Annotated in this window: 17 protein-coding genes; 14 read left to right on the plus strand and 3 right to left on the minus strand. The window is 43.4% G+C overall.

Features of this window, described 5'->3' with window-relative positions; all coding sequences use genetic code 11:
* Nucleotides 1–94 precede the first annotated feature (94 nt).
* Entirely contained in the window at nt 95–1,474 is a 1,380-nt protein-coding gene (radA, locus tag R7O03_RS10860; RefSeq protein WP_005386443.1) for a DNA repair protein RadA, read from the plus strand.
* A 215-nt stretch (nt 1,475–1,689) separates the two neighbouring features.
* Complete coding sequence (gene fusA, locus R7O03_RS10865) at nt 1,690–3,780, plus strand: elongation factor G (protein ID WP_005386444.1); 2,091 nt, start codon at nt 1,690–1,692, stop codon at nt 3,778–3,780.
* Nucleotides 3,781–3,898: 118 nt separating this feature from the next.
* Here the strand turns inward: fusA and R7O03_RS10870 are convergent, their stop codons facing one another.
* A complete protein-coding gene (locus tag R7O03_RS10870; protein WP_130545035.1) occupies nt 3,899–4,846 on the minus strand; it encodes a LysR substrate-binding domain-containing protein in 948 nt (315 codons plus the stop codon).
* Nucleotides 4,847–4,952: 106 nt separating this feature from the next.
* Here R7O03_RS10870 and R7O03_RS10875 point away from each other — a divergent pair, with 106 nt between their 5' ends.
* Nucleotides 4,953–5,153, plus strand: a complete 201-nt coding sequence (locus tag R7O03_RS10875; RefSeq protein WP_224721253.1) for a DUF1127 domain-containing protein — start codon at nt 4,953–4,955, stop codon at nt 5,151–5,153.
* Nucleotides 5,154–5,221: 68 nt separating this feature from the next.
* On the opposite strand, the gene R7O03_RS10880 is transcribed toward R7O03_RS10875, so the two are convergent.
* Nucleotides 5,222–6,913, minus strand: coding sequence for an AMP-binding protein (locus tag R7O03_RS10880; RefSeq protein WP_031779037.1), 1,692 nt, complete (start codon nt 6,911–6,913; stop codon nt 5,222–5,224).
* Between the two features lie 148 nt (nt 6,914–7,061).
* A complete protein-coding gene (locus tag R7O03_RS10885) occupies nt 7,062–7,787 on the minus strand; it encodes a helix-turn-helix domain-containing protein (protein ID WP_151515083.1) in 726 nt (241 codons plus the stop codon).
* Nucleotides 7,788–8,123: 336 nt separating this feature from the next.
* Here R7O03_RS10885 and R7O03_RS10890 point away from each other — a divergent pair, with 336 nt between their 5' ends.
* From R7O03_RS10890 to R7O03_RS10940, 11 genes are all read left to right on the plus strand, one after another.
* On the plus strand, nt 8,124–8,297 hold the full coding sequence (locus R7O03_RS10890) for a Flp family type IVb pilin (RefSeq protein WP_031781043.1): 174 nt from the start codon (nt 8,124–8,126) through the stop codon (nt 8,295–8,297).
* On the plus strand, nt 8,297–8,785 hold the full coding sequence (locus tag R7O03_RS10895; RefSeq protein WP_031781044.1) for a prepilin peptidase: 489 nt from the start codon (nt 8,297–8,299) through the stop codon (nt 8,783–8,785). Before R7O03_RS10890 ends, R7O03_RS10895 begins: the two co-directional genes overlap by 1 nt.
* 62 nt (nt 8,786–8,847) lie before the next feature.
* Nucleotides 8,848–10,161, plus strand: coding sequence for an AAA family ATPase (locus R7O03_RS10900; RefSeq protein WP_165401630.1), 1,314 nt, complete (start codon nt 8,848–8,850; stop codon nt 10,159–10,161).
* 13 nt (nt 10,162–10,174) lie between these two features.
* Nucleotides 10,175–10,930, plus strand: coding sequence for a Flp pilus assembly protein CpaB (gene cpaB / locus R7O03_RS10905; protein WP_005386448.1), 756 nt, complete (start codon nt 10,175–10,177; stop codon nt 10,928–10,930).
* 7 nt (nt 10,931–10,937) lie between these two features.
* On the plus strand, nt 10,938–12,401 hold the full coding sequence (locus R7O03_RS10910; protein WP_005386449.1) for a type II and III secretion system protein family protein: 1,464 nt from the start codon (nt 10,938–10,940) through the stop codon (nt 12,399–12,401).
* Between the two features lie 13 nt (nt 12,402–12,414).
* Nucleotides 12,415–12,639 carry a hypothetical protein gene (locus R7O03_RS10915; protein WP_031781045.1) on the plus strand — a complete coding sequence of 75 codons (225 nt, stop codon included), beginning with the start codon at nt 12,415–12,417 and terminating at the stop codon, nt 12,637–12,639.
* Nucleotides 12,640–12,664: 25 nt separating this feature from the next.
* Complete coding sequence (locus tag R7O03_RS10920) at nt 12,665–13,984, plus strand: pilus assembly protein TadG-related protein (protein WP_137282334.1); 1,320 nt, start codon at nt 12,665–12,667, stop codon at nt 13,982–13,984.
* A 1-nt stretch (nt 13,985) separates the two neighbouring features.
* Nucleotides 13,986–14,450 carry a TadE/TadG family type IV pilus assembly protein gene (locus R7O03_RS10925; RefSeq protein WP_031781046.1) on the plus strand — a complete coding sequence of 155 codons (465 nt, stop codon included), beginning with the start codon at nt 13,986–13,988 and terminating at the stop codon, nt 14,448–14,450.
* Nucleotides 14,447–14,980: a TadE/TadG family type IV pilus assembly protein gene (locus tag R7O03_RS10930; RefSeq protein ID WP_005386454.1), complete on the plus strand. Its 534-nt coding sequence runs from the start codon at nt 14,447–14,449 to the stop codon at nt 14,978–14,980. Before R7O03_RS10925 ends, R7O03_RS10930 begins: the two co-directional genes overlap by 4 nt.
* A 4-nt stretch (nt 14,981–14,984) precedes the next feature.
* Nucleotides 14,985–16,193 (plus strand): AAA family ATPase, encoded by a 1,209-nt coding sequence (locus tag R7O03_RS10935; RefSeq protein ID WP_005386455.1) that lies wholly within the window; start codon nt 14,985–14,987, stop codon nt 16,191–16,193.
* 12 nt (nt 16,194–16,205) lie between these two features.
* Entirely contained in the window at nt 16,206–17,651 is a 1,446-nt protein-coding gene (locus R7O03_RS10940; RefSeq protein ID WP_005386456.1) for a CpaF family protein, read from the plus strand.
* Nucleotides 17,652–17,654 lie beyond the last annotated feature (3 nt).

Genomic DNA, 17,654 nt, shown 5'->3' on the forward strand with positions numbered 1-17,654 from the left:
AAGCGAAGTAATACTTAAGTATATCAATAGTTCATTTCAGTTCAGGTCTGACTTGGCTGTGCTTAGTCACATTTGTAGAAAAAATTGAGGCATCATGGCGAAAGCAAAACGAGCGTATGTTTGTAATGATTGTGGCGCGGACTTTCCCCGTTGGCAGGGGCAGTGTAACGCATGTGGTGCATGGAATACGATAACAGAAGTACGTATCGCTGCATCGCCAACCGTTGCTCGCAATGAACGCTTAAGCGGCTACGCTGGTTCCGCAACAGAAGCTACGGTTCAAACGCTATCCGAAATTGATCTGCAAGAAGTACCTCGCTTCACCAGTGGGTTTAAAGAGCTTGACCGCGTGTTGGGTGGTGGTGTTGTACCAGGTGCCGCAATTTTGATTGGTGGTAACCCTGGCGCTGGTAAATCAACCCTTCTGTTGCAAACCATGTGTAGTTTATCTGCGCAAATGCCAACGCTTTACGTAACCGGTGAAGAGTCATTACAGCAGGTGGCAATGCGTGCTTCCCGATTGGGCTTGCCGAAAGATCATTTAAAAATGCTATCGGAAACGAACGTCGACAAAATTTGCCAAATCGCCGAAAAAGAGCAGCCTCGTATAATGGTGATAGACTCGATTCAGGTGATGCACGTTTCTGATGTTCAATCGTCGCCTGGCAGTGTTGCTCAGGTACGTGAATCTGCGACGGCTCTGACACGATACGCAAAACAGAATAATGTTGCGGTATTTATTGTTGGTCACGTAACAAAAGATGGTACCCTTGCGGGCCCCAAAGTTCTTGAACACATTATCGACTGTTCGGTACTACTCGATGGTGGAACGGATAGCCGATTCCGCACTTTGCGTAGTCATAAAAACCGTTTTGGCGCTGTGAATGAGCTTGGTGTCTTTGCAATGACAGGCCAAGGATTGAAAGAAGTGAGTAACCCATCAGCGATCTTCCTTTCTCGTGGTGAAGAAGAAACATCAGGCTCTTCCGTCATGGTGGTTTGGGAAGGTACGCGCCCTCTGCTAGTAGAGATTCAAGCGCTGGTGGATTACTCGCAGTTAGCCAACCCTCGTCGTGTTGCGGTCGGCTTGGAGCAGAACCGCCTATCACTTTTGCTCGCTGTGTTGCATAAGCATGGTGGCTTACAAATGGCAGACCAAGATGTCTTTGTTAATGTGGTTGGCGGTGTTAAGGTGACGGAGACGAGCGCTGATCTTGCTTTAGTTATGGCGCTTTTATCGAGTTTTCGTGACCGTCCACTCCCTAAAGATGTGGTGATTTTTGGTGAGGTAGGGCTTGCGGGCGAAATCCGTCCAGTGCCAAGTGGGCAAGAGCGTTTGAATGAAGCGTTCAAACATGGTTTCAAGAAAGCCATCGTGCCAGCAGCCAACATGCCGAAAGGTGGCATCCCTGGCATGCAAATTCACGGCGTTAAGAAATTGTCGGAAGCTATAGAGGCTTTTGACGAGCTGTAATGCTCATAAGAATGGTATTTGTGCAATCACAAACTGTTCTATTCGTCCTCAATAAAATGCGAATAAAGTACATAAATTGCTGTGTTTGACTATGCTTTGGGGACGGAAATTTCACGTTAAAATTTTTTTTCTTCCATCCGCACGCAAGGGTATCAGTATTGACAGAATGTGATATACTCTGCGCGCACTTTATACCTTATTAACAGAGTAAGACAATGACTGATTTATCAAAATACAGAAACATTGGTATTTTTGCTCACGTAGACGCGGGTAAAACTACCTCTACAGAGCGTATCCTAAAGCTAACTGGTAAGATCCATAAGATCGGTGACACTCACGACGGTTCAACTACTACTGACTTCATGGAGCAGGAAGCTGAGCGTGGTATCACAATCCAGTCTGCAGCAACAACTTGTTTCTGGAACGATCACCGTCTAAACATCATCGATACTCCTGGACACGTTGACTTCACTATCGAAGTTTACCGTTCTCTAAAAGTACTTGACGGTGGTATCGGTGTATTCTGTGGTTCTGGTGGTGTTGAGCCTCAGTCAGAAACTAACTGGCGTTACGCTGACGAATCACACGTATCACGTCTGATCTTCGTTAACAAACTAGACCGTATGGGCGCAGATTTCTACAAAGTTGTAGATCAAGTACAGAACGTACTAGGTGCTACACCTCTAGTTATGACTCTACCTATCGGTATCGAAGAAGATTTCGTAGGTGTTGTAGACGTACTAAGCCAACAAGCTTACGTATGGGATGAGTCTGGCCAACCAGAGAACTACGAAGTTCAAGATATTCCAGCAGACATGGTAGAAAAAGCTGCTGAATACCGTGAAATGCTAATCGAAACTGCTCTAGAGCAAGACGAAGATCTAATGATGGCTTACCTAGAAGAAGGCGAAGAGCCATCTCTAGAAGACATCAAACGTTGTATCCGTAAAGGTACTCGTGATCTAGCATTCTTCCCAACTTACTGTGGTTCAGCGTACAAGAACAAAGGTATCCAACTTATTCTTGACGCGGTAATTGATTACCTACCATCTCCAACAGAAGTTGATCCACAGCCTCTAACTGATTCAGAGACTGGTGAGCCAACTGGTGAAGTTGCGACTGTATCTGCAGACGAGCCACTACGTGCTCTTGCATTTAAGATCATGGATGACCGCTTCGGTGCTCTAACCTTTATCCGCATCTACTCTGGTAAGATGAAGAAAGGTGACACAATCCTTAACTCTGCAACTGGTAAAACAGAGCGTATCGGCCGTATGGTTGAGATGCACGCGGACGAGCGTAACGAGATCGATTCAGCACAAGCTGGTGACATCATCGCTGTAGTTGGTATGAAGAACGTTCAAACTGGTCACACTCTATGTGATCCTAAGCACGAATGTACTCTTGAGCCAATGATCTTCCCAGATCCAGTAATCTCTATCGCAGTTAAGCCTAAAGATAAAGGCGGTTCTGAGAAGATGGGTATCGCGATCGGTAAAATGGTTGCAGAAGATCCATCATTCCAAGTTGAAACTGATGAAGATTCAGGCGAAACTATCCTGAAAGGTATGGGTGAACTTCACCTAGACATCAAGGTAGATATCCTTAAGCGTACTTACGGCGTTGAGCTAGAAGTTGGTGCTCCACAGGTTGCTTACCGTGAAACTATCACTCAAGCAATCGAAGATAGCTACACGCACAAGAAACAGTCTGGTGGTTCTGGTCAGTTCGGTAAGATCGATTACCGCATCAAACCAGGTGAGCCAAACTCTGGCTTCACGTTCAAATCAACAGTTGTTGGTGGTAACGTACCTAAAGAATTCTGGCCTGCAGTTGAGAAAGGCTTTGCGTCAATGATGGAGCACGGTGTTCTAGCTGGCTTCCCTACTCTAGACGTTGAAGTTGAACTATTCGACGGTGGTTTCCACGCAGTTGACTCTTCAGCTATCGCTTACGAAATCGCAGCGAAAGGTGCATTCCGTCAGTCTATGCCTAAAGCTGGCGCGCAACTTCTTGAGCCAATCATGAAAGTTGACGTGTTCACTCCAGAAGATCACGTTGGTGACGTAATCGGTGACCTTAACCGTCGTCGTGGTATGATCAAAGACCAACAAGCAGCGTCTACAGGCGTACGTATCAAGGGTGATGTACCTCTATCAGAAATGTTTGGTTACATCGGTACTCTACGTACTATGACTTCTGGTCGTGGTCAGTTCTCTATGGAGTTCTCACACTACGCACCATGTCCAACAAACGTTGCAGAGCAAGTAATTGCTGACGTTAAAGAGCGTAACGCTAAGAAGTAATTCTTAAGTTAACTCTATAACTTGAAAGCCCCGCTTAGTGCGGGGCTTTTTGTATCTAGCAGTCTTATACGCAGAGCGTTTTTGTTTTATTCCTATTTAGCGTTTGTTTTGACGATTGTTATGATGCCGTTCTAGTGCTGTTGCCTTTTAGGTCAATGGTCCTAAAGTCTGGCACCACTGACTTTTCAAATATTTCTATTTCTTCCTTCAACCATTGCGCAAACAATTGAGCTTTAGGTCTTTTTAAGTAGCCTTTTGGCGCGCACAAGTAATACGCAAAATTGGGCTTGATGGCGATATCTCCAATTCGGACCAATTTGCCAGAACGAAAATATTGATGAGCTAAACTGTGTTTTACTAATGCCACGCCTTGAAGTGATAGTGCAGCCTCAAGCACGAGATGTGATCCACTGTATTTTAAGGTAGGCTTTGCTGCGCAGTGACCCAAGGTTGCTAACCACATATTCCAATCAAGATCAGGCCAAACATCTTCAATCAGCTCAGCTTTGCTTAAATCCTCGATGTTATAGATCCCGTGCTCTTTCTGATACACCGGATGACAAGCTGGATAAAAAGCTTCGTCCATCAGCCATTGTGATTCTAAATTGGGGTACTTTCCTAAACCGTAACGAACACATAAATCTATCTGGCTATCTTGAAAAGACACCAAATCATTGGTTGGTTCTAATAGCAAGGCGATATCAGGGTGACGCTGGCGAAAAGCCGTAATCTTCGGGACTAACCAATGATGAGCGAAAGAGGGGAGTGTTGATATCGAAAGGTGGTTCGGGTTTGGATCTTGATTGACTAATCTAACCCCTTGCTGCAAATGAGCAAACCCTCTTTCTGCCTGACTAAACAGTAGCTCTCCCTCAGGTGTGAGCACGATTTTTCTGTGCTGACGAACAAATAGGTCCGTGCCTAAGAACTCTTCTAAATGACGAATTTGTTGACTAATGGCCGCTGGCGTAACAAACAGTTCTTTTGCTGCCGTTTTAAAGCTTCCTTCCTTTGCTGCTACGAAAAAGTAATACAAGCCCTGTAAGGGAGGCATTCGATCTTTCACATTAGTTTTCCTTAACTCTATGGCAGATTCTATCGTTTGAGGATATCAGCGTAGTCGCTGATTATTAAGTGGTCAACATTGTATAGGAATCTTTGAAATGGAAAACATGACACACACTTGTGAACGTACTATACCTACTGCCCATCAGAGCGGGTTACAGTTAATTTATTCTAAACTGGCGGCTTGGAGAAGGAACTATAAGACACGTCGTCACTTGAGAGAGTTACCAAAGCACCTTTGGGACGATATTGGATTAGGTGAAAGAGAGATTAGTTGTGAAGTGAGTAAGCCATTCTGGAGAGAGTAGTTTATGAGTTTGATTCAAGCTCAAAGTTAAGTTGCACTCCCCAATGGTGTTGAGGAGTGCAAGCAAAATTACAAGTCTTCTTCCCACACGACCAATTCATCTTTTGGCCAATTGTGGCCTATCTCATGATACTTTTGTTCGAGCACATGACGTTTAATTTTAAGCGTTGGCGTCAGTACGCCATTTTCTATACTCCAAGGTTCTTTAATCATTAACACACCTTTGATTTGCTCATGAGAGGCGAGTTCTTGGTTCATCCTGGCAATAACTTTACGTGTGGTACGTGCGTATCGCTCTCGATCAAAGTTAGGGAAGTCATGTGGCACAACCAAAAGAATCGGAGCGGGTAGCCCTAAACCGATGAGACACATCATCTCTACGCGACTGTACTCGAAAAGCTTTTTCTCGATAGGAACCGGAGAGACAAATTTACCTTTGGCGGTTTTGAAGTTATCTTTTTTACGGCCTTGAATCGTTAGATAACCATCTGAGTCGATAGCGCCGATATCGCCTGTGTGTAGCCAGCCCTCTGAATCAAAAGACTCTTGGGTGGCAATGTCATTTTTGTAGTAGCCAGAAAATAGCCCTTTGCCACGCACCATGATTTCATCATCAGCTGCGATTTTTAACTCAATGCCTGGCCCTGCATTACCGACACTACCGATTTTGTCAGCTCTAAATGGGTAGTTGAGCGTGCTGTAGGCAAATGATTCCGTCATCCCCCAAGCCTCTGTGATATCAAGGCCCACTGAGTGGTACCATTCCAACAGCGCTGGCGATACAGGTGCGGAGCCACAGCCTAATACTCGAGCCTGATCTAAACCGAGACCATCTGCTAGCTTTTTCTTGATCAAAGAATTGACGAATGGGATTTTCAACAGAATATTGAGCTTCTTCTGTGGAAGTTTGTCTTGAATACGTTGCTGGAATAGCGTCCATAATCGTGGGACGGAGATAAACAGAGTTGGTCGGTGCATCTTCACATCTTCGATAAAAGTGTCCAGTGACTCTGGAAATGCTGTTGGCACGCCACCCATAATCGATGAACCGAAGATATAAACACGCTCTGTAATATGAGCGAGCGGTAAATAAGAGAACAATCGGTCGTTTTCTTGGATACCAATATGATTGATCAGTTGCTGAACAGACCAACTGAATGCGCCGTAAGTTAGCATCGCACCTTTCGGTAACCCTGATGTGCCTGAGGTATACACCAACGACATTAGCTTGTCATCGTAATGCTGCGGACGCTCTTCACTTGGCACTGCATCAGCAATGAGCGCTTGGTATTCGTGCTTACACTTAGGTGCCGTGTCATAAGGTAGAGCGATGCTAATGAGTTCAGGCATAGCATCAATGACTTGCTGAGTTGCTTTGGGATCATCGAGTTTTCCGCCAATGATCGCTTTACTTTCACTATGAGTCACACAGTATTCGATGGTGTCTGCACCGGCGGTAGGAAAGATTGGCACACTGACATAGTCACCAAGCATCATAGCAAGATCGCAAATAAACCATTCTGCACAGTTTTTAGATACTAACGCGACTTTGTCGCCAGGCTTTACACCAAGCGAGCGTAGTGCGCTGACAAGTTTTAAGGCTTGATCTGCAACATCAGAGAATGTGTACTCAACAAACTGTCGGTTAATAATTTGTTTTAGGTAGACCTCATTTGGACGCTCTTGAGCCCATTTGAGGATCATTTCATTTGGTGGTGGGAGAGCGCAACCAGCAGCGCTATTTAGATTCGGCTGATTCATTTTAAGTGACTCCATGTCTTCTCATTGTATTTATAATTGTTAACGCATTGTTAACTTTAGCATGTTAAATCGCGACACGGGAATGCATTTTGATGAAATATGTGGGGAAGATAGCGTTAGTTGTCCTGACAGTTGCTACAAATAAAGCCTAAAACTGCTGTCGATAATTTGCTGGAGACAGACCTGTTTTTTTCTTAAAAATTCGAGAAAAGTAAGAAACGTCTCGATACCCGCACTGATAAGCAATGTAAGCAATTTTCATCGATTCATTTTCAATTAGCATTTTCTTAGCTAATGAAATGCGTTTCGCCGTGACATAATCACGAAAACACATACCCACTTTACGGTGGAAAACTTTGGAAAAGTAGTTCGGCGAGTAATGGCAAAGAGCGGCTGCTTCCTCTTCTCTTAGGTCCTTATGAACGTTATTGGCGATGTAATGGACTACGTCTGAAAAGTTTGACTTGCCGCTTCGAGAGAAAAGTTTATCTACCGAGATTTGTTCTTCGTCTACTTTACTATGCAAAAAGTATTTCAATTTTATCTGTGAAAGCCAGATAGGAAGAGTGAGCTCGTTCAACTTATAATATTCCGCACAAATATGCTTGGGCGGCAAGTGGGGAACCGTATCTTTTGGAGATACGACGATTAGTTTTTTGTCGAGGTTTTTACAGAGCGTTATAACACCTTTCAAGTGCTCTTGATGATCACAGGTTATGTAGTAAAAGAAATAGCTATGTTCTTTATCGCTGAGGACTGAGATATCTTTACTGCAGTCCATAATGTCAAAGCACCCATCAAACTCACAACGAAATTGTTCCGGCAGCGAGCAAAGGGTCTCTCCTATCCAGTAAGCTTTGGTCTGTTTATCCATATGAATCCTGCTCAGTACGTACTACACCAATGTTAGTATGCATTGAGGTCAGTCGAGCCTCATTCCTTGAGCTTCAGACCTCACCCTTTCGTTTATTAAGCTTAGGCTTATATAGTCATACTGCAAGTGTGAAATGTGTCACATAGCTTACAGTGATGTGTCTTATTTATGATACATTTCGCCTCTGAAGCGCAGACAGGCAAGAAAGTACTAACCTTTGGCAAAAAAGTCCTAACCCCCCTAATTCTTGATGACTAATGTTTAAGCATGATTCGGGTGTATATGATACCTGCGTCATGGACAAGCGAGATTTGGTTAAATAAAGGGGATAATCTTATGGATAACTTTCGCAATCTAATCAAGGACTTCATGGAAGACGAAGAGGGGCTAACACTTTTGGAGTACATCCTAGGTGCGGCACTAATTGTTACTGCATTCTTGACTTCAGGCTTCTGGACAACCTTGTCTAACAAGTTCACTTCAGTAGCTGGTCGTATTAGCTCTTCGTAATGGTTAGCGAGTTAATTATTTGGTCATTACTTATTGCGATTGGAGTTTCAGACGCACAGAAACACAGAATACCGAATAAAGCGGTGCTTATGCTTTTGGTTGCAGTAACTGCAAACGTAATTTACAACCCAGCCACAACTGGTTTGGATCATTTATATGGTGGGTTGGTTGCGTTTGCGGTGTGTTTCGCGCTGTATCTTTTCAAAGTAATGGCTGGAGGAGACGTTAAGTTACTCGCCGTCATAGGGGCATGGTTGGGATTGAGTAACCTTGGGGAAGCGTCTACCGGGATAATACTCGCTGGAGGCATTGTCGGCATTTTTTATCTAATGCTACATGTGTCATCGACTAGTGTTGCTCTATCACATCAGATTAAAGGGTATTGCTTAGAAAAAGTAACACCAGGTTTTAGGTCCAGTAAGCCGTTAGTCATTCCATTCGCGCCGATAATCGTAATTGGATTAGCTTATTTTTCCTATACCCACTAAATAAAAATAATAAATGGCATGCAGCATCAGTTGGCTAAGCAACTTCAAGGAGGGGAAGTGTGATGGGCTCTGTGTATTGGGAAAAACTCGTGCCACAAATAAATCCACCAAAAGTACCTTCATCGGTAGAAGGTCTTGGCATACCGGCTTCAGTCGTTGAAAACTTAGTGTTGAAACACCTGTCAGCTTATCCGAAATGTGATTTGATCGAGTTAACACAGCGGTTATGTGTGGTTTCAAATATTGTTGAACTTGCTTTGGCGCAGTTGAGGAAACGAAGCTGGGTTGAGGTATATCAGCCTACATCTGAGAAGCTAAACCATTCGTACTCGAACATTCGTTATAGTCTAACGGAATTAGGACTTGCGGAAGCAGACATTGCATATAGAAAAGATCCATATATCGGTCCTGTTCCAGTTTCTTTGGAAGAGTATTGGACCGTTGTTGAAGGACAAGATCTACGCAAAAACCCTGTTACCCGTATCGATGTAGAGCGTGCATTATCTGATGTTTTTGGCTCGGATCACTTAGTTCCTGTTCTCGGACCTGCTATCAACTCTGGACGAGCTTTGTTGCTTTACGGCCACGCGGGTACTGGTAAAAGTTACGTTGCATCAAGAGTGCTCAATGCAATGAACACTTCGGTGTTTATTCCTTACGCCGTATATGCCGATGGCAACATCATCAAAGTGTTCTCAGAGCATCATCACCGTCGTTTAGACAACTCCCATTCTCAGGTTTTCGTTAAGTTGGAAACCCATTACGACAAACGCTGGGTTCTTTGTGAAAGACCAAACATTCAAGTGGGCGGTGAGCTGACATTGGAGATGCTTGAGGTAAACCACAGCGAGCATAATCGTGTATGGATTGCGCCACTTCAAATGATGGCTAACAACGGAATCTTAGTGATTGATGATCTCGGTCGTCAGTCAATGCCTGTTGATGCCTTGCTAAATAGATGGATCGTTCCAATGGAATACTTATTTGACCATCTGGCGCTGCCAAATGGTCAACAAGTAACGGTGCCATTTATGCTTACTTTGGCATTCTCATCCAATTTTGCACCAAGCAAAATTGCTGACCCTGCTTTTTTACGCCGTCTGGGGTACAAAATTGAGTTTAAGCCACTTGGTGATGATGACTATAAAGCGCTTTGGTTATCGCTGTCCAAAGACTTGCAACTCGCGTTGTCGCCTGAATTTTTTGACACATTAAATCAATTGCACCGTGAAAATAAAATGCCTAATTATCCATGCTTACCTAAAGATCTTTTGGGCATTAGCAGAGACGTTCTCGTTTTTGAAGGAAAACGAAAAGTCGTCTCATCAGACATTTTAACTCGTGCCTGGGGACTGTATTTCACAGTGGATGAATAGGGAGATCTAAATTATGAGTCGGACTCAAGTCATCATGCTATTGCTACTCTCCATTGTTTTCGGCCTTGCTGCCGTGTTGATAGCTAAACAATGGATGGATGGCAGAAACCAACCAACAGTCGAGTTAGAAGAGGTCGAAAGGCATCCCGTTTTAGTTGCCGCCATGGAGCTAGAACCAGGAACTATTCTCTCTGAGAAACATTTGTCTACTAAGCTCATGGAAGTGGACTGGATAGATGATGAAACATTGAAAGTAAAAGAACAGGCATTGGGAAGAATCGTTGCCAATACTATTTACGCGGGTGAACTTGTTAACCCTCATCGCCTTGCCCTACCTGGTGAAGGCGCAACACTTGCTGCATTAATTCCAGAAAACAAGCGAGCAATCACTATTCGCGTAAATGACGTTATCGGTGTGGCAGGTTTTTTGTTACCAGGCAACAAGGTCGATGTCCTGAATACAGTGAGTTATGGACAAGGTAAAAACGCCACAACAAAAACAGTGCTTAAAAATATCAATGTTCTTGCGGTGGACCAAACAGCCAAAACGAATGATAACAAACCCGTGATTGTACGCGCTGTGACTTTAGAAGTAACACCGAAAGAGGCAGAAAAGCTCTTATCGGCGAACAGCAAAGGCGATATACAGCTTGCTCTGCGCAACCCTCATGAAGTGGATAAACCTGTTGTAGCAAGAAAATACACGCCACGACCTAGTGTGACCATTATTAAGGGATCTCAGGCATCCAGTGTCCGAGTCAGCAATTAGGTGAATTATGAAAACAATAATATTACTTGTTAGCCAGTTACTTTTCGTCAGCTTGTCTGTTAACGCAGCTACGGCGCAGTCAGGAAAAGTCGTAACCGTTGCACATCACCAATCAACTCAATTGATGATATCAGGCCAAGCAAAGAAAGTGACGTTAGGGGATCCAGAAGTCTTGGATATTTTAGTGCTCAGATCGAACGAGCTGTTTCTTATTGGTAAGAAGTTAGGTACCACGAATGTGTCGGTGTGGGATCGCAGAGGCCGGTTAATTGAGCAGTTTAACGTGGAAGTCACGCATGATCTAAATACGCTTAAGTCGAAGCTTTATCAGTTCTTGCCGGATGAAAATATCGAAGTGCACAGTGCGCAAGAAAAAGTGGTACTTAGAGGCTTGGTCAGCAGTCAGCAAAACATGGACACTGCGGTCAAAATTGCTGAAACCTTTGCTTTGGGTGAAGCGGCAGATGAAGAAGATGATAGCTCTAAAGATGATGAAAGTATGGTCATCAATCTACTTTCTATTGGTGGTGCTCAGCAGGTGACGCTAGAAGTTACCGTTGCCGAAGTACAGCGCACACTTGTAAGACGCTTCGACTCAAACTTCCACTTTTTCCAAAGAAGTGGGGATTTTACTTGGGGTGGTACGACTGCTGGTGGCGGTATTGATGGCATTGGACCGATTTTGAACGTCCCAACAGTCGAAGATTTCGGTTTTCTCGGATCGTTTATCGACAGTAATACCTTGTTTACCTTTGCGCTTGATGTGGCGAAGCAAAATGGCGTAGCGAAAGTGCTGGCAGAGCCTAGCCTTACCGCATTAAGTGGTACGCAAGCCGAGTTTGTCGCTGGTGGTGAATTCCCAATTCCAGTACCAAATGAAGATGGCATTACCATCGACTACAAAGAGTACGGTGTTCAACTCGACTTTGTTCCGTTTATTTTGAGCGATAAGAGAATCAATCTCAAACTGAACGTCAATGTGAGTGAAATTTCCAATTCTGGTGTGTTGACGTTTAATCCAAACGAAGTGAATGCCACTTTCTTTATTCCACCAATCACAAAACGAAGTGCTGGTACAACGATTGAGCTAGCAGATGGTCAAACCATTGGTATTGCGGGGCTATTGAGTGAAAACGCGCGTAACGTTGCGAATGGTATACCTGGTGCGAGTGATCTACCTGTGTTAGGCCGCTTGTTTAAGAGTGAAGAATTTACCTCTGGGGAAACAGAACTAGTCATTCTGGTTACTCCTCGATTAGCAACCCCAATTGATCGACGTCGAATCACTCTACCAACAGATGGTTTTGTTGCTCCAAACGATGTGGAGTTCTATTTGCTTGGTAAAGGTGCTGAGTTGGATTTCGATAGGTACCAGCTAAACGACATTAGTGAAGAAGATACTAACAACAATTTTATTCAATACGGTTCGTCAGAAGGTGGCTCTGAGGGCAAGTTTGGGCACAGTCTATAAGTGGGAGAACAAGATGAAAAGCATAATGATAATGACCATTTGTTTCACATCATTCGGCTTGTTTGGCTGTGCGAATGACCCCGAGCTTGGTATCTCGGTTAGCCAGCTGCGCGCTGAACAAACTCTGAATCCAGAAGCCTGGTATGAGAATTTGGGCTACTTACCGGAAGGTAGTGGTGAGCGCACACAAGTTAGCTTAGAGGTATATAACAACAATGGGGTAGCCAAAGATGATTAAGTGATACGTTCACTTAGGAGGGGCTATGCGAAGGAATATGCATATAGCGCCAAGGAGAGCTCAGAAAGGGATTACCTTGGTATTAATTAGTTTAGTTTTATTATTTTTACTTGGTGTTGCAGCCTTTGGTATTGATTTGAATCACCAAGTACTCAATAAAACAAGACTACAAAACGCGGTCGACTCCGCTGCATTAGCGGCTGCGGTTGTCGTCGATGAAAGGACCGACGCGGCAGATTTGGCTGAGCGGCTTAGTTTAGCGACGCAAGCGGCGAATGATGCTCTGACTCATTCTGCTGCGTCTGATGGTAACCAAGAATTAGTTTACACGGGGGAAAACATAGATGTAACTTTCTCAAATTCGAACGCTAAAGGCTCATTTGTTGAAGCTGGAGAGTTCTCTTTGGGCAGTGACAGCGACATCTATGTTCGTGTTGCCGTTAGTAATGTTCTTTTGACACAGTATTTAAGTGGCATGTTTGGGCTCGACAAAGGGGTGTCAGCAAGTGCTGTTGCAGGACCAAGTGCGCCAAGCATTACTACATGTAACGTGTCGCCTATTGCTATGTGTGGCGATGTAGGCTCAGCTGATCTGGCGTGGGGATACATTCCTTCTTCAAACCCAAACTACAATGGCGCACAAGATCGAGATGCTGACACTATTCATGTATTGAAACCATCAGGGCACACGGATGGTGGCATTGGTTCGGGTAACTACCACCTTTTAGACTTTGGTTCCGGTAAAAATACAGTAAGAGAAATGCTGGCAGGGGATACTGAGGAGTGCATAACAGTCGGTGATTTAGTCACAACAGAGACTGGTAAAGGTACGGGACCAGTAGCTCAAGGTCTAAATACGAGATTTGATGGGGGTAAGCCAGATGAAGGCATTACTTCAGATAAGTACATCGAAGAGTCCAACGTAACATACGACAATTACCAACAACAATATCAGGATGCGGAAGATCCGGCCGTTGATAACGATGCGTTTTATTATGCCGATTATGTCGAAGGGTTAGCCGCTTGTACGGGGGGGCCTGGCGCGTGCAAGTCGCAATATTACCGAGCGGATGGGAAAACCGATCGAAGGGTATTACGAGTGCCGATCGTTCGTTGTGATGAAGCTCCAAAAAAAGGCGGCAAGATGGATTTAGAAGTACTGGGCCTAGGATGCTTTTTTGTTACTCAGGAAGTGCAAAACAAGGGGAATGAATCGGAAATATTCGGTCAGTTTCTAGAGGATTGTACGGTAAAAAATGCGTCGTCTGGGGTAGATCCGGATGAAGATGGAGTTGGGCCATACAAAATCGTTCTATACAAAGACCCGTCAAGTGGAGGGTCTTAATATGATGTACTCCAATAGAAAGCATCAGATGAAAAAGATGGCTAACCAGAAAGGACTGGCAATTATAGAGTTTATTCTTGCATTGCCAGTGCTACTGATGCTGACCGTATTAGTTATCGACGTGAGCCGAGCTTTTATTCAATACACAGAGGTCAACAAAGCGTTGCAAAATGGCGCACGGTATGCCGTGGTTGATACTTATGGCACGTTAGATTTTGAAGGTATAGCTGAAGAATCTGATATTAAAAATGTGGTGATCTATGGCACGCCGAGTGGCGTTGGTACGCCGGTAATCGACTATATTGAAGCTGCTGACATTATTGTGACTCAACCAACGGACACCAATAAGGTTGTCACCATATCGGCTACTTATAATTATGAGCCTATTTTCTCAACCTTACCTTTTACCGGAACCTCTTTGGCTTTCAGTATTGGCTCTTCTGCGTCAATGAGGACTAGCCCATGAAACAATGGATAAGGAAACAGAAAGGACTGACCCAAGTTGAGTTTTCGTTAATTGCACTTGCGGTAATGTTAGTACTGTTCATGATTATTGAGTTTGCAATCTACTTTTATTCAGTGCAAATGGTCAACGAAATTACCAGGCGAGCGGCACGACTTGCCACGGTTTGTTTTATTTCTGAACGTGATGAAATACCTAATCATCAAGCTTTGGAGAGTCTATATCCTTCAGGTTTTACCGCTAATAATTTACAAATCGAATATTTAGACGATACAGGTGCAACTGTTGATGTGTCGGATTTTTTGAGTACTCCACCTGCAGCATCTACAGTGTTAGATGCTCAGTTTTCAAAAATAAAATATGTTCAAGCAAGAGCAGTTGATTATGAATTTAAGTTTTTTGTGTTAGCTGCGCTTATTAGTGCAGTAGGAAAAACGCCTGCTTTTGAAACTGTATTGCCGGCAGAAAGCTTAGGTGTATTAAAGCCTGAAGCTGATAACCCTGCTGTTTATTCGGATTGTTCCGCGGAGTAGCTTTATGTTGAAACCAGTCAAAATGGATAATGAAACACATAAAAGTTTAAAAACTAACTTGATTATTTGGATAGTTTATTCTACATCAAATTTTAAAATTCACATTGCTGATGAACTATCAAGGTGTGTAAATCTAAATATTGATTGGATAGAGCTAGATACCTTTAACTTGGACTTTGTGAAAAATAAGCAAGTTCCTGATCTCATTTATATTGAAACCGGTGAAAGCTGGGCTCAGAAAGTGGCTCATGTTTATTCTAGTGACAGCAGTTTACAGCATAATCATACCGCTTTGATTGTATTTGGCGACGAGAACGATACTGCATCCCTTAAAATGGCATTAAGGCTTGGGGCAACAGATTATTTGTCTCGTTCGGTTGATTTTGGCGAGCTATATCCTTTATTAAAATCTACCGCGGATGAAAAGATTGCTAATAAGAAAATGGGCGATCTAACATTGTTTATTAATACAAAAGGTGGCTCTGGAGCAACCACTTTGGCTATTAATACAGCAATAGAATTATCAAGCTATGCTAAGAGTAAAGTGTTGCTCGTTGACTTGGATATGCAGTTTAGTGATGCCGCTGATTATTTAAACTGTAAGCCTAAATACAATATTAATGATGTGATTGATTCTGTTAATGATTTAGATGAATTATCACTAGAAGGACTAGTCTACCAGCATCCTTCAGGTTTGAATTATTTGTGTTTTAACCAAAATGATCCAAAAGGTAATTACAAGCATGCGGTTCAAGTTAGTAAATTATTACCTATTTTGAGGCAGTTTTACTCACATATTATTGTGGATTTATCTCATGGCGTTGAGCACGTTTACCAACAAATTGTTTCTCCGGCAACACATGTTTTTTTGATTCTGCAACAGAATGTTACCTCGGTGAAGCATGCTGTTAGTTATATACGTTCTTTAGAATTAGACTATGGTTTAAGTAGTCATCAGGTTGAACTAATTGTTAATCGTTTTGAAAAGAAATCGACAATATCGTTGAAAGACATTGAAAATGCGGTTAGTGGACATGCAATACACTTAGTACCTAATAACTTTGCTATTGCTATCGAGAGCGCTAATTTGGGCAACCCAATTGTTCAATCTAAGAAAAATAGTGCGCTGAAAGCGTCTTTGGCTGAAATATCGCACTTATTAGAAAGTCCGACCAAAGAGAATCAAAGTTGGATAAAAAAACTATTTTCTTAGTAAGGGGGAGTTATGTTTTTCAAACGGAAAGGCGTCGGGAGTTCTTTCAATTCCGTAGATGAAACAAAAGAGTCCAAAGTTGTGAATGTCGAGTTGGCAAAATCTGATGAAGACTCGTCAGATGAGCAAAAGTCTTTGTCGCCGGTAGAAGCCAAGATGAAAGCGATCGAGGAGCAGAAAAAGCAATTAGAACAAGATCTCTCGATAAAACACTACTACCACAAGAAACTACTGGATACCTTGGATCTCGGGCTTCTATCGCACTTGCAAGAAGATCGCGCGAAAGAGGAGTTGCGCGAAGCGGTTGTTCAGCTCATTGCGGAAGATCAAACACACCCATTGAGTTCAGAAGCGCGAAACCGCGTAATACATCAAATTGAAGATGAAGTGTTCGGCCTGGGGCCTCTTGAGCCACTTCTTGAAGATCAAACAATCTCAGATATCTTAGTAAATGGCCCGAAAAATATTTTCGTCGAACGTTTTGGTAAGTTGGAGAAAACACCGCACACCTTTTTAGACGAACGCCATTTGCGCAACATTATCGACCGTATTGTAAGCCAAGTGGGTCGAAGGATCGATGAGGCTTCACCCATGGTGGATGCTCGACTCAAAGATGGCTCACGTTTTAATGCGATTATACCTCCTCTTGCTATTGATGGGCCTTCAGTTTCTATTCGACGTTTTGCGGTTGAACGTTTGAACATGGATAACTTATTAGAACTTGGATCGTTGTCTCCTGAAATGGCGAAGTTTCTTAATGCGGCGGTTGTGGGGGAAATGAATATCCTGATTTCTGGAGGTACAGGTTCTGGTAAAACAACCACGCTAAATATTTTGTCGAGCTTTATTCCTAGCGACCAACGCATTGTAACCATTGAGGACTCAGCAGAGTTACAACTCCAACAGCCACATATTATCCGTTTGGAAACACGTCCTTCCAATATCGAGGGTAAGGGTGAAATTTCTCAGCGTGATTTAGTAAAAAACTCACTACGTATGCGTCCCGATCGGATAGTTGTTGGTGAGGTTCGTGGCTCAGAAGCGGTGGATATGCTATCCGCAATGAACACGGGTCATGATGGGTCTTTGGCTACTATCCACGCGAATACACCAAGAGATGCGTTGAGCCGGATTGAGAATATGTTCTCGATGGCAGGGTGGAATGTGTCGACAAAAAACTTGAGAGCGCAGATCGCGTCTGCCATCAATATTGTTGTGCAAATGGATCGTCAGGAAGACGGTAAACGTCGCATGGTTAGCGTACAAGAAATCAATGGCATGGAAGGTGACGTTATTACCATGTCGGAGATCTTCACCTTCCAAAGAAGAGGGGTCGATCAAGAAGGCAATGTGTTAGGTGATTACATGGCTACAGGGATTGTACCAAGCTGCCATGACCAATTAGTAAAACGAGGCTTAGACGTACCATTTGAAATATTCAATGAAAAAGCCCGTTAGGAG

The sequence above is a fragment of the Vibrio sp. Vb2960 genome, from assembly GCF_033337665.1.
Taxonomy (GTDB): Bacteria; Pseudomonadota; Gammaproteobacteria; order Enterobacterales; family Vibrionaceae; genus Vibrio; species Vibrio alginolyticus.